Below are 24283 nucleotides of genomic sequence, written 5' to 3'. Positions count from 1 at the left end.
TTAATCCTCCTTAAGAACAAATAAAGCCTGTCCATATTGTATAAGTTCAACTAACCTCCTAGCATATGGCTTCACTTGACCAATGACATTTGCGTAACGCACTGCTGGTAAATCAGTTAGTGGAATTTGAAGTTCACCATTATAACGATTTGCAAATTCATTTATCATTACTAACGAATATGCTTCTCTTTTCAAAGGATTATAACGAGTACAAGCACATATATCTCTTGACTGTGTTCCACGCACCATCAATTCTGGTTGATCTGAGCGTGGTAAGAAAACCATATGAGTCAATCTTTTTTTAATATCTTCATCTAAATCTATATCAAACCAAACAGGTATTTCCACACAATATAATCCTTTGATATCATTTTTGTCCAATCTACTCATATCATATTGAGTTGATAGAAAGTCTAAACAATCATACTGAGCAACTTGACTCACTTTTTGTAATTCGTCTAAACGTGGATGACTATCACCAAAAATAATAAAATCAAATTCTGGATGAACAAATAACTCCATAGCTTGTATATATGATGGTTTATATCTATGATCTTCTATTGTGACAATATAGTCTCCCACATCATTTAAATCACGACTAGAATATAATGAACCAATAAAGATACCTACTTTGATCCCATAACTTTTAAACAGTTTCGCTGAAGCTAAAGCATCTTCATATCTTAATCCTGTTTCATTGAGTGGAAAAAAGTTATGGCAGGCATAATATTGCTGAATATTTCCTTCGCTAACAATTGTTTCTATTCTCTCTTTAGGAAATTGTAGCATAGAAGCATTTTCTTCAATGATAATGCCATAAGGATTCTTGGTCATCAAAGCTATTTCTTGATGCGTAAAACCACTATCTAAACGTAATACTTTTATCTTGAGGTCGAAAACTGGTTTAAGATTATCAGGTGCCCCACCTATGTGTTTTAACATTCTATCATTGATATCAACATGTATTTCTAAATCTAACTGATGACAATATTCAAATAAAAATTGAAATTTATCATTTATTCCAATTGTTGTATTTTCAAATCCTAAATCACCAAGTTCTATAGATGTAAAAATATCTTTGTATCCTAATTCTTTTGCAGTATCCAATGTCTTTTTAATTGTTTCTAAATCATCAAAATCAGGATAAACAGAAATACCGATTTCTTTCATAAATCTCCCTTCTTTCTATAAGCTATTTGATTAAAGCTATACTTATCTACACGATAATATGTATATCCATATTCAAGACATACATCATCTTTAAGATAGGTTGTTTGTAAGATTCTCAACAATGGTTGCTCTTTTGAAATTTCCAAGTAATGAGCAAATTGTTCAGCCAAGCAAGCATCAATCTGTTGATGTGAATAAGCAATATTTAATTGAAGTTCATTTTCAAAATAAGCATATAAAGACTGTTGTAAAACTTGAACTGAAATATCTGGAACAAGACCTCCATGATAATAACCATCTTCATAAGCAATGGGCTCACGATCCATATAACGTACCCTCACAATATGCCAAACTTCCTGATTTTTATCTAACAATCCTAAAGATTGCAATTTCATATCATCCGTTTTTTCTTTTTGACAAAGAATAATTTGTGAAGAAATATCTCCTTCTAAACGTGAAACATCTTCACTAAAACTCTGTAATCCATCTAACGTCTTTAAGGATTTTTGTTTTTGAACATACGCACCTTTTTTAGGTACAGTATAAATCAGTCCTTCTTGTTGCAAAGATAATAAAGCCTGCCTAACAGTCATCCTTGAAACATGAAATTGCTTAGCCAAACAATTTTCACTCTCAATTCTATCATCCTTATAAACTCCTTTTTGAATATTCTTCTGTATATAATCTTTAATTTTTATATACTGATATTGATTTTCTTTCATCGCGATTCCTCCGTCTTGTCTAGACAAGATTATTATAGCACATAAAAAAAGAAAAAAACAGATGAAACATCTGTTTAATGAATATAATCTTTTACTTCATGGTTATAAACCAATTCTGAGTAATAACTTTCACCCTGTCTATGAGCGACAAATGAAGAACGACCATTGTAGTTACCTAATCCATAATGACCTAATGTTTTTTTCTTAGTATCAAATTCATCTTGACGCTTTGAAAAATCTGCAATTAATTCATCAGTAATTTTTTGTTCACCTGTAAAAGTTTTGACGATTTTTAATTCTTCTTCATTCAAGAACAATTCATTAAATGTTGTTGCTCCTGTATGTTTAAAAGTGATTTCTTCAGTATTATAAGTATGTGAACGATCATATTGTCGTTGGATAGTCACACTTAAATTTTCATTAATCTGTGTTGTATAGGTTAATGTATAATAAATATCATAATTATTTAAAATAACAAGATGATATGTCTTATCAAATGTATAATCACCTCGTTGAGTAAGTGATGCTTCATATTGAGAAATTGCATCAACAATTGTGTTGACATTTGTAAATTGTTTTTGAAAATCAGCAAGTGTATCATAAACTGCTAATATAGACGTCGGTTGGGTATCTTCGATTTTTGGCAATTCAATTTTCTCTTCATTTAACTGTGTTACATCATTATCTATAGCATTCAATAAACGACTATAAAAAAGAGGAATCGTGATAAATGAAAAGAAGATAATAACATATAGTAAATATGTCATCGCCTTGTTTTTAGGCTTAATAGCTCGATATCTTTCTTGTAAATCTAATCCACAATGGGGACAATATTTTTCATTATTATTCACTTCATGACCACATCTTGGGCACTTTTTCATTATAAATCCTCCTTAAAATAATCATCCATAAAAACTTGAAATTGATCTAAAAACTCCTGTCTTTTCGCTTTTTGTTTCTCTCGATCCTTAATTTCTATATAATCTTCATCTAGATACTGATAAGTTTTTATAAACTTTCCATTTGAAATAATATGAATGGTTGGAGTCCAATCAAAATGTAATTCCTTGTAAAGATTATCATAGAAATCTTTTTCTTCCTTAGTTGCACTCTCCGCTTTAGCACGATCTCTAAAATCTTTAATATTTAGATAATAGATACCGCTTCCTTCATGATTTTCAATATACTCTTCTAAAATTGGATAAAATTCCTGACAATCTCCACAGTCAGGTCTTCCTATATACAATATAAATTTAACATTTGAATTTAAATTTTGTGTTAACTTTTCATAATTAATATTTTCAATTCCTTGAATTTGTATTTTTGAGGCTGTATCTGTGCTTGAACACCCCCATAAAACAAGAATAGACAAAAGAAAACATATTATTTTTTTCATAGAATCACTCCATTTTGTTTAATATACCATAAACAAAGATAAAAGAAAAGGATAAGAATTTCTCTTATCCTAGTAAGCTTTCACCTGTCATTTCTTCAGGAATTGGCAATCCTAACAATTGAAGAATTGTTGGCGCTAAATCTCCAAGTTTTCCACCTTCTTTTAATTCTAAGTGTGTATTTGTAAGAATTAATGGTACTGGATTTGTTGTATGAGCAGTAAATGGATTATCTTCTTCATCCAATAATCTTTCACTATTTCCATGATCAGCAGTAATTAACATTGTCCCACCAAGTTCAAGAACCTTTTCATAAACTTCTCCAACACATTCATCAACAACACTAACTGCCTTAATAGCCGCAGGAATAATTCCAGTATGTCCGACCATATCACAGTTTGCAAAGTTCACAATTACAACATCATGAATATCTTTATCTAATTCTGCAATTAATGCATCTTTCACTTCATATGCACTCATTTCTGGCTGTAAATCATAAGTTGCAACCTTTGGTGAATTAATTAAAACACGAGTTGCTCCTTCGATTTCTTTATCAATACCACCATCAAAGAAGAATGTAACATGAGCATATTTTTCTGTCTCTGCAATTCTTAATTGCTTCATACCTTGAGATGATAAATAATCACCTAAAGTATTTGTTAAATCCGGTAACGCAAAAGCAACTTCACCATGAACAGTATCTGCATATTTCATCATACATACAAATTCAAGATTTTTAGGCTTATCAGCAGGTTTAAAGTCTTCATAAACATCTGCAGTAAAGACATTTGACATTTGAATTGCTCTATCTGGTCTGAAGTTAGCAAAAATGATTGAATCATTATCACTCACTCCTCCATCAACAGCAGGATTATATCCTGGCAAAACAAACTCATCAAATGTATCTTTTGCATAAGAATCTTTAACATATTGAACTGGATTGCTATATGTTTCACCACTTTTAGCAACCAATGCATTATATGCAAGTTCAACACGATCCATTCTCTTATCTCTATCCATTGCGTAATATCTACCAGAAACACTGGCAATTGTTCCAACACCAATTTCATCAATTTTATCTTGTAATTCTTGAACAAAATCAGCACCACTATCTGGTGCAACATCTCTACCATCTAAGAATGCATGAACATAAACTTTTTCTAACCCTTGATCTTTAGCAAGTTTTAACAATGCATAGATATGTTCATTTGATGAATGAACCCCACCATTTGATAACAATCCCCAAATGTGTAATTTTGAGTTATTGTCTTTTGCATGTTGAATTGCTTTTAAGAATTTTTCATTTTTATAGAATGTTCCATCTTCAACTGCTTTATTAATTAAAGTTAATGATTGATAAACAATTCTACCAGCACCAATATTTAAATGCCCCACTTCACTATTACCCATTTGACCTTCTGGTAACCCAACTGCATTACCACAAGCTTTGATTGTCGTTGTTGGATACATTGCCATCAAATCATCTAAATTTGGTGTATTTGCTAATTTCACAGCATTCCCATCAATACGATCAGTCAATCCATAACCATCTAAAATACATAAAACCACAGGTCTCTTTTTCATTATCTATACCTCCATATGCGCTCATTATACAAAATTATAACCTAAAAATAAAGTTATAAGATTAATTTTTTCACATATTCATTCATTTCAAGATTTTCATCTGATAATCTTACAAAACATTTCATAATATTCTGATATTTTAAAAAGATGCTCTCATGAACATCCCTACTTCCATACTAAAAAACACGATATACATAAGAAAATAATGACAGCTAATAAACTTAAACCAATCATCATTCTTTTTATTCGACTCATATGATAAACATGATCTAAAATATCATTGACTTCTGCTGACATTTGAACACCTGCCTGAGAATTATATTGACCATCTGTTATTTCAGTCTCTGTTCCCTTTAAAAGATAATCAGTACTCACTTCAAAGATTTCACTTAATCTTATCAATTTCTCACTATCAGGATAGGTTTGATTTGTTTCCCATTTAGATACTGATTGTCTTGTTACATCCATCAATGCAGCTAGTTCTTCTTGCGACATTCCCCGTATATTTCTTAAATGAATAAGTTGTTTTGAAAAAGCCATAATATTATTTCCTCCTCCAGTCATCTTGACAGTATTATCATAACTGTACAACTGGTTGCATACTACCAACTATACTCAGTCAATAGCGCACTTTGAAGTTGCTATCGTCTTTTTCGTGGTGTAGAAATCATATAAATCCCTATAAAACTTAAAATGAGTGGCCAATAACTTTTAATCACAAGTTCGACTTGTTTTAAAAATTCATTTTCTTGCCCACTTTGATTAATTGTTAATAAAACACCCAACATCATCATAATAATTCCAATATTTTTCCTTAGATTCATATACATCACCCAGGAAGATTATAACCTTTATAAATTACGAAGTTTGTCACTTGAAAGAATATGATGACAAAATGCTAACAATGCATTTAAATCAACATGTTCTTTTCCTTTTTGAGAATAAACAATAACTTCCAAACGATTATATTCAAAACGATTTGAATGAATGATACTATTCATATCTTTTCGAAGTTCATCAGGAGTCACGATAAAAAGATTCTCAGCCATTTTCCTTAGTAAAACACAGAGTGTTGCTAGAGAAAGCTCTAAATCTAGAATTGTCCTTGAGCGATCATGTTGTAAAATATAAGCATCAAAAACGCCCTTTTTACTTTCAATCTGATTGAGTCGATTCAAAATCATCTCAACAGAAACAACATTATCTTCTAATGCTTCTAAATAACATAATTGTTTTAAATCACGTTTACTCATAATATCACCTCTATTCATTATACAAGAAATAAAAAAAGAAATATATGTTTATCATCTATTTTCTTAGATTTTATATGAAATAAAAAAGCAAGTCTTAACTTGCTTAATTTTCTTTATATAAACGATAGAGTCCCTGACTATAATAAATCATAGCAATAATCATTAATACAACTGTAGAATAAATCATAACAGTTGAAATCATTGTTCCTGGAATATAGAAAGCAATTAATAGAATAGATACGACAAAGAAGACTGCTGTAGCAATTTTACCTGGCATTTCAGCTTGAGCGAGATGTTTTCCCTTTTTTCGATAAATAAACCAACCAACAAAAAGCAACATACCATCCTTCAATACAATAATAGCAACAAGCCATGAATATGCAGGATAGGTATACATCAATGTACATGCAACAACAAATTGAGTAAGTTTATCGGCAACAGGATCAATCAGTTTTCCAAGTTCAGTAATCATATCATATTTTCTTGCTATAAAGCCATCAAAGAAATCACTTAAACTTGATAAAATAAGTATTCCAGCTGATATCATATGACCTTCACTACCTTCTGCTGTAAAATATGTATATAGAAAAATAGGAACTAGTCCAATTCTAAAATAACACAATATATTTGGAATACTAAAAATCTCTTTTTTTGTAAACATGTTTATTCCCTGCCTTTATATATCCCTTATTATAAGGAAAATAGATGTTGAAGTCAAACCATTATCTTAATGTGCTCTATCTTCATTATATTTATTATTATCTGCTTACTAAGAAAATTATGAAGACCTATTATTTGAATGAAATTCCTATAATCTCAGTTATTACAGTAATAAAGGGAATATTAGTTATTTACTTTGCATTTAGAATTTTATAAATCTTTTCAGCAGTCTCATCAATTGTAGAATGAGAAATATCAATTTTAATTGTATTCAGTTGTTTATAAAGTTTCATCCTTTCTAAACTTCTTTCTATTATATCCTGACTACGAATGCCTGCATCTATATCTGTCTGAAGATGTGCTTTTAAAGTATCATCTGAACAAATAAGTGAAAACGTATAAACATGACAATGGTTAATATCAACTCTTGAAAGAATTTCATCAATAATTGATTGTTCATGCATAACCCAACAGAATATAATATTTTCTATTTCACTACAACTTATAAATTGATTTAATTGATAAACAATATTATTCATAACCATAGCTTTAGTTTCTCTATTAACAACAAATGGATGCATATCCCAACACCAATCACCATCTAAAAAGACACTTTGATTCAATTTTTGTTTAAGCAATGAAGATGTAGCTGTTTTACCAACCCCCATTGTTCCACCTATAAGAATTAATTTTTTCATCAAAAAACCTCCATTTCTACTATATACAGTATATCTCTCAATAAATTTCAAGTAAAATCATTTTTAAATATAATGACAATATGTAAACATATATCCAATAAAAAGACTGCCAAACTGACAGTCTATCTATGCTTGTGAGATTTGTTTATTCACTTTTTTCTTAACAATTGTATGCGTAAAGAAAACAACAAACTGAATGATTGCTATAACAACCATAACAACAGTATATTTATCTAACATAACCATTGGTAAAGCTATATCTTCTGTAAGTATAAAAATCACAACAGATATGATTGCAATAGCAATTCCTAATAACTTCATCCATATATAACGCTTTTGATATGTTAGACCTTCTTCTTGATTTGATTCCATATTTTTCTTCAAGAAAATAATAACAATTCCTAAGATTACAGTTGTCATTGCAGCAATCAAATTAATCAATGCCCAAGAATTTTCAATACCTGCTAAAGGTGTCTTGTTATCATTAACCGTGATAACTTCTGTTTCATTATTCTCTTCTTGTTGTTGGTTATTATTTTGTACTGGCGTATTAACTACAGGAGTTACTATATTGGCTGGCACTCTTGTAGAATCTTCTATATTTGGAGATAGGTTTGCTGAAATTCCTGCTTCAGGTACTTCAATAGGTCCAGTGATTTCGGGAGTTGCTGGCTCTTCATTATTAGATAAGGGTGGTTCCTCATCATCAGGTTGATTAACAATCGCTTCTATAATAGATAATTTTCCTTCTACTATATTAACTATGTAATTTTTATTTTCAACATAATGAGCAGTAATGGGATATTCACCTAATTCTTCACCAGATTCTCTTGTTAATGTGTAATTTAAAGGTTGCCCCTCAATCTCTCCTTCAACCGTTGCTGTGAAATCTGGATCATCTGTTCCTATGTTTTTTTCTACATCATCTATTGTTATTGTCATAGGTGCTGGATGAATAGTTAATGATCCTGATTCCAAATAAAGACTGTAAAAATAACTCACATCATTTCCAGTTTTATCATAAACTTTTGCTTCTTCAAGATTCAAGATATATTTACCAGACTCAGTTGCTAAAATCGATTCATGTTGTACAACAACATTATGACCAGTTTTTAGACTCCCAGCAGTTATGTCAAAACCAGATAATTTTTTTTCAGTACCATCATATGTGACTGTCATACTCTTTGCAGTCACAACAATTGGGATTTTCCTAAACAAACTAATTGTAAAAAGATTTTCAGGTGCCAAAGCATTACTTGAATTATAATCAAAATAGAGATCATCATAAATTAGATTTGCACGTAATGGATTATCAGGATGTATTTTCACTTCTGTTTATCTGCCATTTACTTCAACATAATTTAGAATAATTGTTTGTTTTTTACCTAAGTCAAAACGTGTAGGATCATCCTTTTGACCACCATATAAATACGAATTTACACTTTCACTAAAAGTATAACTTCTTTCAAACATAGCATTTTTTTCAACAACTTTACCTTTCGCATTATAGATTGTTCCATACATCTTTATATGATAAGTTACAGGTTCAATCTGATAAGCCTTTATATCAGTAAACTCTCCTAAAATAATTATTCCTATGAATAGGAATGTAAATACTTTCTTGATAACTTTCATTAATGTTCATCTCCCTACTCTATTTCCATTATATGGAGAAACAGTCACATGAAAGTCACAATTTGAAATTCATTGTAAAAAAAAGATGAGCATTAAAATAACTCATCTAAAACTTATCTAAAATTTTAAGAATTTTCTAACTGAAACAAAACTTCCAATTAAACCAACACCACTTCCAAGAGCAACTAATAAACCTGAACATTGCCAAATAAATGGGAAAGGTTCACGCAAAGCTAACATTGAAGGTAACAATCCAACAGCTCCATTATAAACCATTGTATATCCAAAATACATAACCAGAACTGGAATAATTGATCCTAAAATTCCAATAAAGATTCCTTCTAACATGTATGGTAAACGAATATACCAGTTACTTGCTCCTACCATACGCATAATACTAATTTCAGTTTGTCGAGATGTAATTGTAATTTTGATTGTATTTGCAATCATAAAGAGAGCTATAACAGTTAATCCAACAACAAAGATTGCTCCACCATTTCTAACAGCTTCTAAACTATCTACTAATGATGACGTCGATTCACCACCAGAGTTGACCTCATTGACATTATTAAGAGTCCTGATCTGATCTGCTACTGTATCAATTTGTTTAGCATCTGTTACTTCAACAACATAGGCAGCTCCAAGTGGATTATTTTTACGATATGTTTCAAGCAACTCTTTTCCAGTATCATTTTGTTGCGTCAACATTTTATTTAATTCATTATCTTTAGATGAGAATGTTGCCTTTTTGACACCAGCAATTTTTTCAATAGCTGGTTGTATTTTTTTAGCATCTTCATCTTTTAATTCACGATCAATTTTCACATAAACTGTAAGACTTTCTTCAATACTTAAAGTCATATCTTGAATATTAATTGCAATAATACCAATAACTGCAATCAAGACCAAAGTAATTGTCACAGCAAAAACAGAAGATACAGACATGACACCATTACGCCAAATATTTTGAAATGCTGTTTTACAGTGTTTGGGGAAGTTTTTCACACAACTAATGAATTCCATTTGCATAACCTCCTGTACTTGTATCGGTCTTAATACATCCATCTTCAATTAAGATTGTTCTCTTTTTATATTTTTGAACAATTTCTTTATCATGTGTAACAACTAAGATTGTTGTATGATTGACTTCATTAATTCTTTCTAATAATTCAATAATTTCTATAGATGTATCTGGATCTAAGTTTCCAGTTGGTTCGTCAGCGATTAAAACCTTGGGATTGTTGACAATTGCTCTTGCAATCGCTACACGCTGCTGCTGACCACCTGATAATTCATGAGGAAAAGCATTAGCTTTATCTTCTAGTCCAACAAGTTCTAATGTTCTTCTCACCTTTTTTCTAATTTCCACTCTAGGAGTATCTGTAACTTCTAATGTAAAGGCAATGTTTTCAAAAACTGTTTTCTTAGGCAGAAGTCTAAAGTTTTGAAATACAATTCCAATATTTCTTCTGAAATAAGGAACCTTGCGATTTTTAATTTTAGAGACATCTTCTCCTGCGACAATAACTTTACCAGATGAAGCTTTTTCCTCTCTATATAATAACTTAATAAAAGTAGATTTTCCTGCACCAGTAGGTCCAATGACATAAACAAATTCTCCTGGACCAATATTAACATTCATATTGTTGACAGCTCTTACGCCGGTTTTATAAACTTTTGTAACATTTTCGAGTTTTATCATCTTATCACGCTCCTTTTAACATTATAACACATATTTTGTCTAAAAAAATGGAAATTAAAGGTTTTTTCATGTGATTTGTTTTTTGAGTTCTCTCCTACTATGAAAGCTAAAGAAAAGATAACATATAACTGTTATCCTCTTTATATAATTAATGATGAAATAAACGTAAATGTGTAAATGCCATAACAATATTATACTTATCACAAGTTGCAATGACATGGTCGTCTCTGATACTACCACCAGCTTGAGCAACATATGTGACCCCACTCTTATGAGCACGTTCAATATTGTCTCCAAATGGGAAAAATGCATCTGATCCAAGTGCAACATCTTTTAAGGTTGCTAACCATATTTTCTTTTCTTCCTTTGTCAATGGTTCAGGCTGACAGGTAAAGAATTCTTGCCAAATTCCATCTGCCAATACATCTTCATAATCATCTGAAATATAGACATTGATGGTGTTGTCACGATCCGCTCTACGAATTTTCTCTTGAAATGGCAGACTTAAAACCTTTTTATGTTGGCGCAAATACCAATTGTCTGCCTTATTACCTGCTAATCTTGTACAATGAATACGTGATTGCTGTCCTGCTCCAATCCCAATAGCTTGTCCATCTTTGACATAACATACTGAATTCGATTGAGTATATTTTAATGTAATCATAGAAATCAGTAAGTCACGTATAGCACCTTGAGATAATTCCTTGTTTTGAGTCGGTCTATCATTAAATAAATCTTCAGTTATTTGAACATGATTTCTTCCTTGTTCAAATGTGATGCCATATACATCTTTTGTTTCAATATCTGCTGGGATATAATCAGTATCTATTTGGATAACCAGATAATTTCCCTTTTTCTTTTTACTCAAGATAGCTAATGCTTCAGGTGTATATGAAGGTGCAATAACCCCGTCACTCACTTCTCTAGAAAGATATCTAGCACATGACTCATCGCATTCATCACTTAATGCTGCAAAATCACCATAACTAGACATACGATCACTTCCTCGAGCTCGTACATATGCTGTGGCAATTGGCGACAAATCCAATCCATCAGTAAAATAAATTTGTTTTAATGTTTCATCTAATGGAACATACACAGCAGCTCCTGCTGGTGAAACATGTTTAAAGCTTGCAGCACTTGGCAACCCAGTTGCTTCTTTTAACTCTTTAACCAATTGCCAACTATTAAAAGCATCTAGTAAATTGATATATCCTGCTTTTCCATTTAACACTTGAATAGGTAATTCACCATTTTTGTTATAAATCTTTGCTGGTTTTTGATTGGGATTACATCCATACTTTAATTCTAATTCTCTCATTTTATTTTCCTCCTGAACATATGAAATTGAAAAGAGCCACACCTCTGGACTCTTTGCCCAGACGGTCGGCTCTTCGCATTATATTTCCTGTGGTCAATTCCACTTCCGTCAGTCATATAACTACTTAAAGACTACCACCTTTTACTTTTAAAATCAATAAAATTTGAAGCAATAATATAATTGGTATCCCAACAACAAAATACCATTGTCTTGTTTTATGATGACATATATACATACCTATCCATGTCCCAAGACTTCCCCCAATGATACTTAAGAGAAAAAATGATTTCTCTGGAACTCGCCATGCGTGTTTCCTTGCTTTATATTTATCCAGTTTCATCATCAAGAAAGCAAGAATATTAATCATAATCAAATATATCATCATGAATTTCATAACTTCAACTCCAAATTAGTGTTTTATGCTTTTTATTTTACAATATCACAAATCAACTCACAACAATAATATTTATATTATATGTTATTGATATTTGTTTTAGAACATATTTTTCTGTATAATAATAGATAGAGGTGATTAGCGATGAGAAAATGTCCAAGATGTCATAAAGAAATGACTGAAGAGTGTTATTTAAAGGATTCTGCACAACCTATTAGTGACTATGTTGTTGTTCAAAAAAATGAAGATCTAAAAAAGATAGAATATCCTTTAAAAGTATCACTCTGTAAGACATGCGGCTATGTAGAAATGTATGTGGATTTAGATAAAGGGTAGAAGACTACTCTTTTTCATTTATTTTACGATTTTATTAACACCAATAGAAAAAATAATGTTATAATGCTTTAGCAAAGGATGTGATATATATGTGTGGAATCGTTGGATTTGCACCTGTGAAGGAAAACGGAGCAGAAATTTTAAAACAAATGATGGATCGTATTGCACATAGAGGACCTGATGGCGAAGGTCAATTTGTTGATGAATATGTTGCTTTAGGTCATCGTCGTTTATCTATTATTGATTTAGCTGGTGGAACACAACCTATGGCGACTGAACATTTGGTAGTCGTTTTTAATGGGGAAATATATAATTATTTAGAACTAAAAAAAGAACTAGAAAATAAAGGGCATCACTTTAAAACAAATAGTGATACTGAGGTTCTTTTACATGGTTATGAAGAATATCATTATGAAATTGTTAATCATTTAAGAGGAATGTTCTCTTTTGCTTTATATGATACAACAACTCATGAATTATTTTGTGCAAGAGATCATTTTGGTATTAAACCTTTTTATTATTATTTTGATCAAGAACATTTTCTTTTTGCCAGTGAAATCAAGGGATTCTTAGATCATCCTGATTTTAAAAAAGAATTAAATAGAGATGTTTTAGATATTTATCTAAAGATGAACTTTGTGGCTGGTGAACAAACATTCTTTAAGAATGTGAAACAATTATTGCCAGGTCATTACTTAGTTTATAAAGATAAACAAGTTGAAATAAAGCGTTATTATTCTATACAATTCAAAGATCAATATAAGAGTGATCAAGAAATGATTCAGGCAATTGATCAGATTATGAAAGATTCAGTAAAACATCATTTAATTGCTGATGTTGAAGTAGGATCATTTCTTAGTAGTGGAATAGATTCATCATATCTTGTTTCATTAGCAAGACCTCAACATACATACACAGTTGGATATAATGATGAAAGATATAACGAGATTAGTTATGCTCAAGATCTAGCACAACAATTAGGTATTGAAAATAAAAGCAAAATTATTAATAAAGAAGAATATTTAAATATTTTACCTAAGATGATGTATCATCTGGATGAACCAACTGCTGATCCAGCTGCTGTTGCGCTTTATTTTGTAAGTGAACTTGCGAGCCAGGATGTTAAGGTTGTCTTATCAGGAGAAGGTGCAGATGAATTCTTTGGTGGATATAATACATATCGTGGTGATATTGATAGTGGTATTTATGGAAAGATTCCATTCTTTATTAGACATTTCATTTCACGTATTTGTAAACATTTGCCAACAATCAAAGGTGTCCCTTTCTTAATCAGAAATGGTGAACGTATTGAAGATTATTATGTTGGTGTCAACCCTGTTTTTTCTGAGCAGGATTGCAAACACTTATTAAGAGATACTTCTCATCTACATACTCATGATGATATTGTTGCTCCTTTATTCAAGAACTTAGGAAAAGCAACCAATATTCAAAAGAGACAAAATGTTGATTTGCAAACATGGTTTATTAAAGATATCTTACAAAAAGGTGATAAAATGACAATGGCTCATTCCATTGAAAGTCGTGTTCCTTTTACAGATAAAGAAGTCTTTCATGTTGCAAGTCAATTAAAAGATAATCAGAAGGTTACAAAGGAAAATACAAAAGTCTTATTAAGACAAGCTGCTAAAAAAGTTATTCCTAATGAAGCATATAAGAAAAAGAAACTTGGTTTCCCAGTTCCTTTAAGAGAATGGATGAGAGAAGAAGATCTTTATCAAAAAGTTTTTAATGGTTTACAAACACCAATTATTAAAGAACTTTTTGATGATCAAAAACTGATTTCTATGTTAGAAGATCACAAAAATCAAAAACATGATTATTATAAGAAGATTTGGACTGTTTATTGTTTCTCATTATGGCACCAAGTTTTCTTCTCAGAAGAATATGAAAACCAAGCTTAGGCTTGGTTTTTATTATTGAAATGTCACAACATTTAAAGATCTTGGTTTTATAAGAAAATGATAATGTCCATAACTGACTTCTTCACCATCAACATTACAGTTATATGAACATATAACATTAGCATTCTTAACACGAAAATAATGAACATCTTTACGACCAGCTAATTTACGTCTCACTAACCTTTCAACCATATATGGAATTTTCCATTTAGGAACCTTATCCACAACACAAATATCCATATATCCATCTTGAATATCAGCGTGAGGTATAATTTGAAACCCACCACCATAATACTGTGCATTATTAACTGTGCAAAGAATCATTTCTCCTTGATAAATCAAATGATTATCACTAAATATAGTCACAGAATGATTGCCATATTTTAATGTATTTTGTAGTATAGAGATAATATAACTTTTTGAATCAGGGATAAAAGGTATATGTGGTGTATCATGAACATGATTTGCGATCACACTATCAAGTCCAAAGCAAGCAGCATTAATAAAGTAAGAATCATTCAATTGAATAACATCAATTTTTTGAGCACTATACTTTAAAGATTCTTTAAGCAGTTCTTGTGGATTCTTTTGTGTGGTTAATGTTCTACAGAAATCATTCCCTGTCCCTAGAGGAATCACAACAACTTCATGTTGACTATCCACTAAATCTTGGATAAAACCATGAACTGTTCCATCTCCTCCAACAATATAAAAGCGGGCTAGACATGGAAACTCTTTTATGTACTTTTGACTATCTGCTAAACAGTTACGATAAACGATTTCATAGTCATAGTCCTTCATAATATCATGAATACTTTTTTCAAAGTCATGATGTTTTTTTGTATATTTCATCATAAAGATATGTTTCATTTCCCCTCACCTCATCTTCATTATAACGAAATCTGTTATTTTTTCCAACAAAGTGTCATATATCTTTGAAAACTTCCTTTTATAATTGTTGCACAATCTAAGATTTCATAGCCCAATGTCTCTAATTCTTTATTCATTGGTATATGAGAAACCAAAAGAAGTGATGGTGCTAATGAAAATGCTCCTTTTAGTAAATCTAATTGTTGTTCATATGAAAAAGGACTATAAACACCATAAGGAATATCCATAATCACAACATCATATTGTTTCTCAATTATTCTCATATCTTTTCTTTGAATAACAGATGGATCATATCCAAAATGCTCCAAATTGCATCTTGCCTGATAAGAAACTTCACGATTAATATCATATCCCTCAATATCAATGCCCATACTCAAAGCTTCTAAAACAACTGTACCAACTCCACAACATGGATCTATCAGTTTTAATGATGTTTCTTGCCCAACAGCAATATTAACTAATGTCCTTGCATCTCTAATATTTAAAGAATGTGAATAAGAATGAGGTTTTTCATAACAATGTGACCAAACAAGTTCATCATCATATGTCCCAAAATACCATTGATTGTGTAATTTTGTAATTGCAAAAATAACCTTAGGTTCTTGCATATTCACTGAACCATCAATAGGGTGAGCAATCTGTCTACATTTTTCTAAAGATTCCTGATAATCAACATGTGTTATATCATTCTTTAAATAAATAACTTTGAATTCATAATAACACATTTGGCTTTCCTCAATGAATTCAACAATTTTATCAAAGTTATCAGATGAATACATAATATTCAATCTCCCCTTGATAAAAACACTTCTTGTATAATCAAAATAAGTATTTGATAAATAATATTTAGACGTCATATTTTCTTTAAACAGACGTCTAAATTCCATCTCACATAATTGTTGCTCATGGGGTGAATAATTGTAAATATATAGGTATTTGTACATGTTTTTCCTCTTTCCATTTCTTACATTTTTGTTATGTTTGCTTTTTATAGTATACATAATTTCTTATTTGTTGTAAAATAGAGTTGCGTTTTGGGAGGTGTGGCTTATTTTTGGAATTGATTATTTAAAAGAACATTTTACACATAATCAAAGATATATCATTGTTGCGATTTTATCGATGTTCTTACCTTTTTATATGTGTGCAACAGTTCTCATCTTTTTAACAATACGTCTTTTATTAAAAGGGGAAATACAAGACGCATATAGAAAAACAGCAAAGAGTCAATATATTCTTTACTTTTGTGGGTTGAGTTTTGTTGTATCGCTGTTTTATCAAAACTATTATGGGGCTGGTTGCAGTCTTGGAATCCTTGCTATTTTATCTTTTGTTTTATACTACCGACAGCATATTACAGGTGAATTATTTGAATTCATTATGAATTGTATTATTGTCTTAAGTGTTTTTGCAGCACTTTATGGTTTAATAGAGTATATTGGAATCCTGAATAAGTTTGATATAGATCAATTAGAAATTATTATTTTTAATCGACCTCAAGACCGTATCAATTCTGTTTTCTTTAATGCAAACTATTATGCTATGATGATAGAATTTTTTGTTTGTATTACTTTCTATAAAATATTAAAAATCAAAGATATTAAAGTTAACTATAAAAAGTTTTGTTATTATTTAGCAGTCATTGCTATTAATTTATTTATGTTACTTTTAACGGCCTGTCGTACAGCTTGGCCTGCACTTGCAGCTGGTGTTCTTGTGATATTAATTATTGATAAACAATATAAAGCTTGTTTAGCTATAATGGCTGGTGTCATTTTAGCTTGTGTATATTTTGTATTTAACCCTTCAAAGTTCCCTAGAGTTGATAACATTATTGCTTATTTTGGAACAAGACAGGGAATATGGGATGTTGCTATAGCAAATATAAAAACTCATCCTCTCTTTGGTGAAGGGCCTATGACTTACTGGCATATATACAAAGCTTATAATGGTCATCCTACTGAACATGCCCATAGTATCTATTTAGATCCTTTGCTTTGTTTTGGAATTATTGGAATTCTCACAATTCTGCCATTTATTATAGAAAATATTAAGCGTTTATATCGATTATGGAAAACACAGATTGATAAGACATTAGTTGCATTAATTATCTCATTTACAGTTATGATTTTTGTTCATGGTATGTTAGACTATACAATTTTCTTTGTTCAAACTGGTTTTCTTTATCTCTTAATAGCAAGCTCATTTGATATATACAAAGAGTCTCTCTAAACGAAAGACTCTTTTTTATATTTACGAACATAAACCTAATCTTTTCATTTCATGATAAACACCATCATCATGAACACTTTCACAAACTGTTGTTGCAAATGATTTTAAGACTTCTGAACCATTTCCCATAACAACACTATGTTCACATACCTCAATCATTTCTAAGTCATTCATACTGTCACCAAAGCAAATCGTATTTTTCATTGACAAGCCAAGATGTTCAACAACAAAGCGTACTGCATTTCCTTTATTTGTTCCTTTAATAATAATTTCACCATTGATGATATGCGTTGATAAAAACTCATGAACAATGAAATTATACTTTTTAGATAAGATTGTTCTTGGTTCTTTCAAACTTTCTTCACTATATGTCATAAAACATAACTTTTGAACTGGTAATGGATGCGCCTCATATTCTTCTATTGAATGAATATTAAAACGATCTTTTTGTTCGTTCAATAGTCTTGTTAACTCTGAATTCATATCATCATCTTTCAAATGTATTTTGATAAAAGCTTCATTCATATCATCATTTTGAAAAGTCATATGAGTTGTCTCTAAATTATACATAATCCCATTTCTATCAAAGACCTCTCTAGCTTCCTTAACATCCTCTTCCTTCAAACATGATTCATATATTTTCTTACCATTATACTCAATATAACCACCTGCACTACAGATAATACCATCAAAGCCGATAGGCATTAAGGATTGAACTCCTGCCTTATTTCTGCCTGTGCACAAAAAAACATAATGACCATTTTGGCGTACCTGTTGAATAGATTTTTTGACATTGTCACTCACTTCACCATTAGGTAATGTTAGAGTTCCATCTACATCTAAAAACACAATTTTTTGTTCCATATTTTCACCTCTTCATCAAGTATAAATGAATTGATTACAAAAGAAAAGAATATTCATATCTTTGAGTAGTTTTAAGCAAATAATTTGCTAATATAATGAGTATAAATTATACCACATGTAGTGAGTAAAAGCTAACAAAGGAGAACTAATATAGAAAACAATTAAATTAAATATTAACAGACTTTGCTGTTAAATATCACAAATCACAAAATTATCATTGGTATGTGAAAAGAAAAGATTTCTTTAATGTTCATGCAAAATGAGAAGAATATTATAACTCTATGAATCAAACTATTGCTGAAAACATACTTATAATTGATGGATCACCATTGGCTTTTATGCAAGAATTTTTAGAGCATAATCAAATTCAGGAAACTTTAATGGTTGCTGTTTCGTTACAAGATATTTATGAATCTATTTTATTAGACTTTAATTATTTATTAAATAGTATAAAAACATAAAAAAGAAGCAGATAATCAAGACAACTATCTTATCTCTTCAACAATGGATAATTATATTGAAAATTCAGTAAAGCCATTTGGATGTCAAATCAAGTCATTGTATAAAGTCGTATGCTAAATCAATTATTGATATAGCTTTTTATTTGGAGAACAATCTATTCTGCATTGATTCTTCCCTTGATATTTCGAACAATATAGTGCTAGATCCGCTCTTTCAAAAGCTTCTAAATAAGGTGTATACCTATCAACTATGAAAGCACCAATGCTACATGTGAGTGTAATATTTAAATCTTCAAAAACTTTTGATAACTGTAATGCTTGCATAATCTGACAGGCTTTCTTTTCTACAATACCTGCATCGATAATATTCATCATAAAAACTTCGAACTCATCACCACCATAACGGCTAATAATATCCTCTTTTCTAAAACATGATTTTAAAATTCTACCAAACTCAACAAGACACTGATCACCAACATCGTGTCCATAAGTGTCATTAATTTCTTTAAAATTATCTAAATCTAATATTAAAAAACAACCCTTTACATTGTATTCTATTAATTTTGATACTTTTTCTTGGAAGGTATTTTTTTGATATAGTCCTGTCATTGCATCTCTGATAGCCTTTGCTTCCAATGATTCTAATTTTGCTTTATGCTGTGATATATCTGTAATTTTACAAATAATTTTATATGGTTGATGATAACGTTGTTTAACAAGCATATCTAACATACACCACTTGTAAACACCATCATGAAATTGCATTCTCACTTCACATTTATAAACTTCCTCATCAGATAAATTGACAAATAAATTTTCAATTACCCTCCAATCATCGGGGAGCACAATATTTGTCTCTTTATAATTTTGAGAAAAATGACAATAACTTAATTGATCAAGTAATAACATTCTTTGTGATTGTGGCAAAAAGGTGAGTTTATCTTGCAATATATCATATTCAGCAATAATAACATCATCAAATTGTTCTAACATGTCATATTGATTGTGATGGCATATTTGTTTCTTTTGATATTTTAACAAAAAAATAATTAAATAAAAAAAGAAAAAAACACAAATAAAAAATATCTTCTTATCTATATGCATGATATACCACCTCACTTATTCTCAATATATTCATCATGATTTTATTTAGTATTCATTTTCATAAATAAAAAGTAAAGTATTTCTACTTTACTCATAAACTTCTATAATCTTATCTAATGTTTCAATAATTTCATGGTATTCATCTGTACTCATTTGACGGATCATTTCTTCATTGCCTTTTTTGACAACTCTTTTTAATTGAGGATATAATTTTTTTGTTGCTTCTGTGAGATAAATACGATTATTTTCTATATAAAGATAATTTTTTTTCTGTAGATGATCAATAATACTCTCTATTAATCTTTCATCAATTTTTGTCTCTTTTTTTATGTCTTCAATTGATAGACCTTCAGCATAATGCAATGCTAAAACTATCTCATAATCTTCATAAGACAAATGATACTCTTTTAACAGTTCATTGATACGTTCTTTACGTAATCGATACAAAACAACAATTCTTTTCTCAATTCTTTCCATTTTTTATCACCATGTCCATTATAGTCCTTAAACATGAATTGAATGTTAATAAATTACATTCACTTACTATTGTAAAAATTCACAATAAGACTCTTATTTCTTCTTTCTAGGCCTTGGATTAGGCAGTTCATCACAAGTTACTCTAATCAATGTTGTCATTAATTCTTTATTGTCTATACTATCAATAACCAAATGTGGCTTTGCATTTGTATAGGGTGAAGCCTCCTGACAGTTTGGGAAAATCAATTCTCCTGCAGTCGTCTTCTTAACAAAGAACTGATTATCACAAATTAAACCAATAACCTTTCCATCACAATATATTGCATACTCTCCAAACATTTTTCTATATGAAATCATTCCAGCACCATCTATCTGCTGACAAATATAATGTACAAAATCTAAACTTGATGCCATTTGTAACTCCTCCTAACTGTTTATCTATGTTTCTATAATTATACCTACTCTCATAAAAATAAGATTGTAAGAATAAGTCATTTCATAACAGATAAACTCTAAAATGAGACTATTTTTATATAATAATTATCTGTAAATAATATGATTTCCATATATTGTTGTTTTACAATATCATTATTATCTACCTTAAATATAATAAAATTTGAATTATGCTAGCTGATAATAGTGCAACAAAAGCCCCTATGACTATTCCCTTTATTGCACCTTTGATATGATGCCATGGACTTCTGTATTCTTTAATCATATCCTCAGTACCTGGAATCATTAGTTTTTGACTATGACAAAATATAATTAAGTCAAATACAATTAAATCATATATATTCACTGTCAAAAACAATATAAAAACATGTCTATATACAGAAATAAAAGTCTTATTTCCAGAAAGATATGCTACTATAAATAAAAGGATAGATATGAGAATTGCACCTATAAATTTACGTATCTAATTTTTATGCTCTACTTGACTCATAAAATCTTTATATTCAGGTAATTTATAGACTCTTTTTTTATTGCAGTCGGATAAGAAGCAAATTGGGATAACGGATTATGATATTGTGCTGGTAATATTATAATTGTAAATATTATGCAGGCAACTATGCATTCCATGATTAATAACATATTAATTCTCCTTCATATTTCTGTTTCATTTATATATGTGCTTATGCTCTAGTATAATCTTTTAACGTTTGAAATACAATCCAGTCAACAAAAAAAGTTTTAAAATCCTCAACGATGGGAACTTTAAAACAATTTAGAAACTGGTGCCGACAACAGGACTTGAACCTGCAACCTGACCATTACGAGTGGCCTGCTCTACCAGTTAGAGCTATGTCGGCATATACATATTATATGATAAAAAGGAATAGATTACCACTATTCCTTAGGTGAAAGTTTTTTTAATACTCCATTATTCTTAAGTCTTGGTGCAATTGCAAGATAAACAAGTGATGAAACAATAACTGCTATAATAGCATTCGTCCCTGTTGTTATTGCATTCCATGATGCCAATGCTTTCGCTGCTTTATCAGGAGCTCCTAATATAACTGTTGTATAGAAATAAGAAAAAATAGGTTCACCAATAACATTAAATAACATACCAGAAAAAGCAGAAATGAAGACAGCTCTTCTTAACTCCTTTCCTTCTTTATTTTGAATATGCATAACCTTATGCGCTACCAATCCAGTGATTATCCCAATCCCTAATTTTAAAATAATCGTTTTTGGTGCTACAATAACATATGTTGGGTCAAGTAAATCGCCAATTCCCATACCAATTGCACCAGCCGCTCCTCCTGGCAATCCACCAAGTAATAAAGCAGCTAAAACACAAAATGTATTACCCAAATGAAATGAAGTCATCCCCGCAGGTGTTGGAATTTTAATTTGCATAAATGTAAATGCAATATATGACAATGCTGCCATTAAACCAATAATTAATATTTTTAATACTTTATGATTCATTTTGAATCCCCCCCTCTTCTTGAAATTGAGTATACTCCTTTATTGGTTATATGAAAATATTCAGTTTTGTATTTTTTTATATAACCAGATTATGTTATAATCAATTGGAGGTGATATTATGCTAACTTACCATTTTAATCATGAATTAGGTATTCCAATGTATGAATATCTCTACCAATGTATTAAAAATGATATCATTCAACAAAAATTACAGGCAAATGAAAAATTGCCATCTAAACGAGTATTTGCAAAACATCTACAAGTTAGTCTCATTACAATTGAAAATGCTTATAATCAATTGCTTATAGAAGGTTATATTTATTCAATAGAAAAAAAAGGATACTTTGTGAATTCAATAGAATATCCTGAAATTCCAACCCAAACAGTTCCAACTATCTTGGAAAAACCACAAATTCAGTATTTTATTGATTTGAGAACGAATTCTATATCCCTCTCTAATTTTCCATTTTCAGTCTGGTCAAAATTAACAAGACAAGTTTTAAATTCACAGAACTCTGAACTCTTAATACGTGCACATCAGCAAGGTTGCCTTGAACTTAGAGAAGCCATCTGTGAACATCTTCATGCATTTTCAGGTATGAATGTTTCGCCATCGCAAATTGTCATTGGAGCAGGTACAGAATATTTATATAATATTGTCATTCAATTGCTAGGACGAGACCAACATTATGCTTTAGAAAATCCAGGCCATCGAAGTATTGCTAAGGTTTATCAATTAAATAATGTTCACTATCAGTATATTTCTTTAGATCATGATGGTTTAAATATTGATGAACTCAAAAAAAGCCAAGCTCAAATTGTTCACATATCTCCTGCTCATCATTATCCTACAGGCATTTCAATGCCTATTCAAAGACGTTTAGAAATCTTGAAATGGGCAACTCAACAACATACTTATATTATTGAAGATGATTATGATAGTGAATTTCGATTACGTGGAAAACCCTTATCAACACTTTATCAAATTGATCAAAATGAACGAGTCATTTATTTAAATACATTTTCTAAAACGCTTGCTCCATCATTTCGTATGAGTTATATGGTATTACCACCACATTTAGTACAACTCTATCATAATAAATTTGCATTTTCAGCGTGTAGTGTCTCAAGTTTTGAACAAATAATTTTAGCTGAATTTATGAAGCAAGGTTATTTTGAGAAACATATTAATCGTATGCGCAATTCTTATAAAATGATAAGAGACGAGCTCTTAACTCAACTCCAACAAAGTGTCATTCATCAAGACATTAATATTACTGAAGAAAATGCTGGTCTTCATTTTCTTTTACACTATCATTCTTCTTTATCAGATGTAGCAATTATTGAAAAAGCACATAATATTGGTTTAAATATTGCAACCCTTTCCCAATTTTATGAACAACCTTTTGAATCTCAAACATTAGTTGTTAATTATTCTGGTCTCTCTCTAAATGATATTCAATTAGCAGTCAATTTGCTTATACAACTTCTATCTCGTCAATGAAATACAAAATAACCAGATAAACTT

28 protein-coding genes, 1 tRNA gene and 1 riboswitch are annotated in these 24283 nt (G+C 30.2%); of the genes, 5 read left to right on the top strand and 24 right to left on the bottom strand.

From position 1 onward, the window contains the following. The 16 genes from AC5M21_RS02140 to AC5M21_RS02065 all read right to left on the bottom strand — a co-directional run bounded on the left by AC5M21_RS02140 (position 1) and on the right by AC5M21_RS02065 (position 12533). Positions 1-1170 (bottom strand): MupG family TIM beta-alpha barrel fold protein, encoded by a 1170-nt coding sequence (locus tag AC5M21_RS02140; RefSeq protein WP_008790107.1) that lies wholly within the window; start codon positions 1168-1170, stop codon positions 1-3. Next, entirely contained in the window at positions 1167-1892 is a 726-nt protein-coding gene (locus AC5M21_RS02135) for a GntR family transcriptional regulator (protein WP_008790108.1), read from the bottom strand. The genes AC5M21_RS02140 and AC5M21_RS02135 overlap by 4 nt, the downstream gene beginning before the upstream one ends. A 74-nt stretch (positions 1893-1966) precedes the next feature. Then, on the bottom strand, positions 1967-2773 hold the full coding sequence (locus AC5M21_RS02130) for a zinc ribbon domain-containing protein (protein WP_008790109.1): 807 nt from the start codon (positions 2771-2773) through the stop codon (positions 1967-1969). Continuing rightward, positions 2773-3288 carry a DUF6568 family protein gene (locus tag AC5M21_RS02125; protein WP_008790110.1) on the bottom strand — a complete coding sequence of 172 codons (516 nt, stop codon included), beginning with the start codon at positions 3286-3288 and terminating at the stop codon, positions 2773-2775. Before AC5M21_RS02125 ends, AC5M21_RS02130 begins: the two co-directional genes overlap by 1 nt. A 64-nt stretch (positions 3289-3352) precedes the next feature. Next, entirely contained in the window at positions 3353-4870 is a 1518-nt protein-coding gene (gene gpmI / locus AC5M21_RS02120) for a 2,3-bisphosphoglycerate-independent phosphoglycerate mutase (protein WP_008790111.1), read from the bottom strand. A gap of 165 nt (positions 4871-5035) precedes the next feature. Then, complete coding sequence (locus tag AC5M21_RS02115) at positions 5036-5410, bottom strand: helix-turn-helix domain-containing protein (RefSeq protein ID WP_008790112.1); 375 nt, start codon at positions 5408-5410, stop codon at positions 5036-5038. A gap of 101 nt (positions 5411-5511) precedes the next feature. Then, entirely contained in the window at positions 5512-5694 is a 183-nt protein-coding gene (locus AC5M21_RS02110) for a hypothetical protein (protein ID WP_017144089.1), read from the bottom strand. A 27-nt stretch (positions 5695-5721) separates the two neighbouring features. Then, entirely contained in the window at positions 5722-6123 is a 402-nt protein-coding gene (locus tag AC5M21_RS02105) for a hypothetical protein (RefSeq protein WP_008790114.1), read from the bottom strand. A gap of 103 nt (positions 6124-6226) precedes the next feature. Then, positions 6227-6784, bottom strand: a complete 558-nt coding sequence (locus AC5M21_RS02100; RefSeq protein WP_008790115.1) for a CDP-alcohol phosphatidyltransferase family protein — start codon at positions 6782-6784, stop codon at positions 6227-6229. Between the two features lie 190 nt (positions 6785-6974). Next, positions 6975-7481 carry an AAA family ATPase gene (locus AC5M21_RS02095; protein WP_008790116.1) on the bottom strand — a complete coding sequence of 169 codons (507 nt, stop codon included), beginning with the start codon at positions 7479-7481 and terminating at the stop codon, positions 6975-6977. A 126-nt stretch (positions 7482-7607) separates the two neighbouring features. Then, positions 7608-8810, bottom strand: a complete 1203-nt coding sequence (locus AC5M21_RS02090) for an FILTED domain-containing surface protein (protein ID WP_008790117.1) — start codon at positions 8808-8810, stop codon at positions 7608-7610. Positions 8811-8816: 6 nt separating this feature from the next. Further along, on the bottom strand, positions 8817-9116 hold the full coding sequence (locus AC5M21_RS02085) for a hypothetical protein (protein WP_008790118.1): 300 nt from the start codon (positions 9114-9116) through the stop codon (positions 8817-8819). 117 nt (positions 9117-9233) lie between these two features. Then, positions 9234-10139, bottom strand: a complete 906-nt coding sequence (gene ftsX, locus AC5M21_RS02080; RefSeq protein WP_054325548.1) for a permease-like cell division protein FtsX — start codon at positions 10137-10139, stop codon at positions 9234-9236. Continuing rightward, positions 10126-10818 (bottom strand): cell division ATP-binding protein FtsE, encoded by a 693-nt coding sequence (gene ftsE / locus AC5M21_RS02075; protein ID WP_008790120.1) that lies wholly within the window; start codon positions 10816-10818, stop codon positions 10126-10128. The genes ftsX and ftsE overlap by 14 nt, the downstream gene beginning before the upstream one ends. Before the next feature lie 148 nt (positions 10819-10966). Next, positions 10967-12139, bottom strand: a complete 1173-nt coding sequence (locus AC5M21_RS02070; RefSeq protein WP_008790121.1) for a phosphoribosylaminoimidazolecarboxamide formyltransferase — start codon at positions 12137-12139, stop codon at positions 10967-10969. A gap of 48 nt (positions 12140-12187) precedes the next feature. Next, positions 12188-12265: riboswitch (ZMP/ZTP riboswitch) on the bottom strand. After that, entirely contained in the window at positions 12264-12533 is a 270-nt protein-coding gene (locus AC5M21_RS02065) for a DUF1294 domain-containing protein (protein ID WP_008790122.1), read from the bottom strand. (Overlaps the previous riboswitch by 2 nt.) Before the next feature lie 144 nt (positions 12534-12677). Here AC5M21_RS02065 and AC5M21_RS02060 point away from each other — a divergent pair, with 144 nt between their 5' ends. Both AC5M21_RS02060 and asnB read left to right on the top strand, forming a co-directional pair. Then, entirely contained in the window at positions 12678-12869 is a 192-nt protein-coding gene (locus AC5M21_RS02060; protein WP_008790123.1) for a hypothetical protein, read from the top strand. An 89-nt stretch (positions 12870-12958) separates the two neighbouring features. Further along, positions 12959-14791, top strand: a complete 1833-nt coding sequence (gene asnB / locus AC5M21_RS02055; RefSeq protein WP_017144088.1) for an asparagine synthase (glutamine-hydrolyzing) — start codon at positions 12959-12961, stop codon at positions 14789-14791. A 12-nt stretch (positions 14792-14803) separates the two neighbouring features. On the opposite strand, the gene AC5M21_RS02050 is transcribed toward asnB, so the two are convergent. Then, positions 14804-15661, bottom strand: coding sequence for a diacylglycerol/lipid kinase family protein (locus tag AC5M21_RS02050; protein ID WP_008790125.1), 858 nt, complete (start codon positions 15659-15661; stop codon positions 14804-14806). A gap of 35 nt (positions 15662-15696) precedes the next feature. After that, the gene (locus AC5M21_RS02045; protein ID WP_017144087.1) at positions 15697-16626 is read right to left on the bottom strand and encodes a TRM11 family SAM-dependent methyltransferase; all 930 of its coding nucleotides are present in this window, start codon (positions 16624-16626) and stop codon (positions 15697-15699) included. Between the two features lie 97 nt (positions 16627-16723). Between AC5M21_RS02045 and AC5M21_RS02040 the strand changes: the two genes are divergently transcribed. Continuing rightward, positions 16724-17914: an O-antigen ligase family protein gene (locus AC5M21_RS02040; RefSeq protein ID WP_008790127.1), complete on the top strand. Its 1191-nt coding sequence runs from the start codon at positions 16724-16726 to the stop codon at positions 17912-17914. 21 nt (positions 17915-17935) lie between these two features. On the opposite strand, the gene AC5M21_RS02035 is transcribed toward AC5M21_RS02040, so the two are convergent. After that, positions 17936-18778, bottom strand: coding sequence for an HAD family hydrolase (locus tag AC5M21_RS02035; RefSeq protein WP_008790128.1), 843 nt, complete (start codon positions 18776-18778; stop codon positions 17936-17938). A 281-nt stretch (positions 18779-19059) separates the two neighbouring features. Between AC5M21_RS02035 and AC5M21_RS02030 the strand changes: the two genes are divergently transcribed. After that, positions 19060-19239 carry a ferritin family protein gene (locus AC5M21_RS02030; protein WP_008790129.1) on the top strand — a complete coding sequence of 60 codons (180 nt, stop codon included), beginning with the start codon at positions 19060-19062 and terminating at the stop codon, positions 19237-19239. A gap of 123 nt (positions 19240-19362) precedes the next feature. On the opposite strand, the gene AC5M21_RS02025 is transcribed toward AC5M21_RS02030, so the two are convergent. From AC5M21_RS02025 to AC5M21_RS02005, 5 genes are all read right to left on the bottom strand, one after another. Then, positions 19363-20343, bottom strand: coding sequence for a GGDEF domain-containing protein (locus tag AC5M21_RS02025; protein ID WP_117599019.1), 981 nt, complete (start codon positions 20341-20343; stop codon positions 19363-19365). Positions 20344-20430: 87 nt separating this feature from the next. Continuing rightward, positions 20431-20820, bottom strand: a complete 390-nt coding sequence (locus AC5M21_RS02020) for a MarR family winged helix-turn-helix transcriptional regulator (protein ID WP_017144084.1) — start codon at positions 20818-20820, stop codon at positions 20431-20433. A gap of 93 nt (positions 20821-20913) precedes the next feature. Next, positions 20914-21234 (bottom strand): TfoX/Sxy family protein, encoded by a 321-nt coding sequence (locus tag AC5M21_RS02015; protein ID WP_008790136.1) that lies wholly within the window; start codon positions 21232-21234, stop codon positions 20914-20916. 819 nt (positions 21235-22053) lie between these two features. Continuing rightward, positions 22054-22130 (bottom strand) — tRNA-Thr (locus tag AC5M21_RS02010). A gap of 37 nt (positions 22131-22167) precedes the next feature. After that, positions 22168-22755: an ECF transporter S component gene (locus tag AC5M21_RS02005; protein WP_008790137.1), complete on the bottom strand. Its 588-nt coding sequence runs from the start codon at positions 22753-22755 to the stop codon at positions 22168-22170. A 118-nt stretch (positions 22756-22873) separates the two neighbouring features. Between AC5M21_RS02005 and pdxR the strand changes: the two genes are divergently transcribed. Then, positions 22874-24259 (top strand): MocR-like pyridoxine biosynthesis transcription factor PdxR, encoded by a 1386-nt coding sequence (gene pdxR, locus AC5M21_RS02000; protein ID WP_008790138.1) that lies wholly within the window; start codon positions 22874-22876, stop codon positions 24257-24259. The last annotated feature ends 24 nt before the right edge of the window (positions 24260-24283 follow it).

This window comes from Coprobacillus sp. (assembly GCF_984815275.1).
Note: the sequence above shows the minus strand (reverse complement) of the source record. Positions and strands in the feature narration are given on the sequence as shown.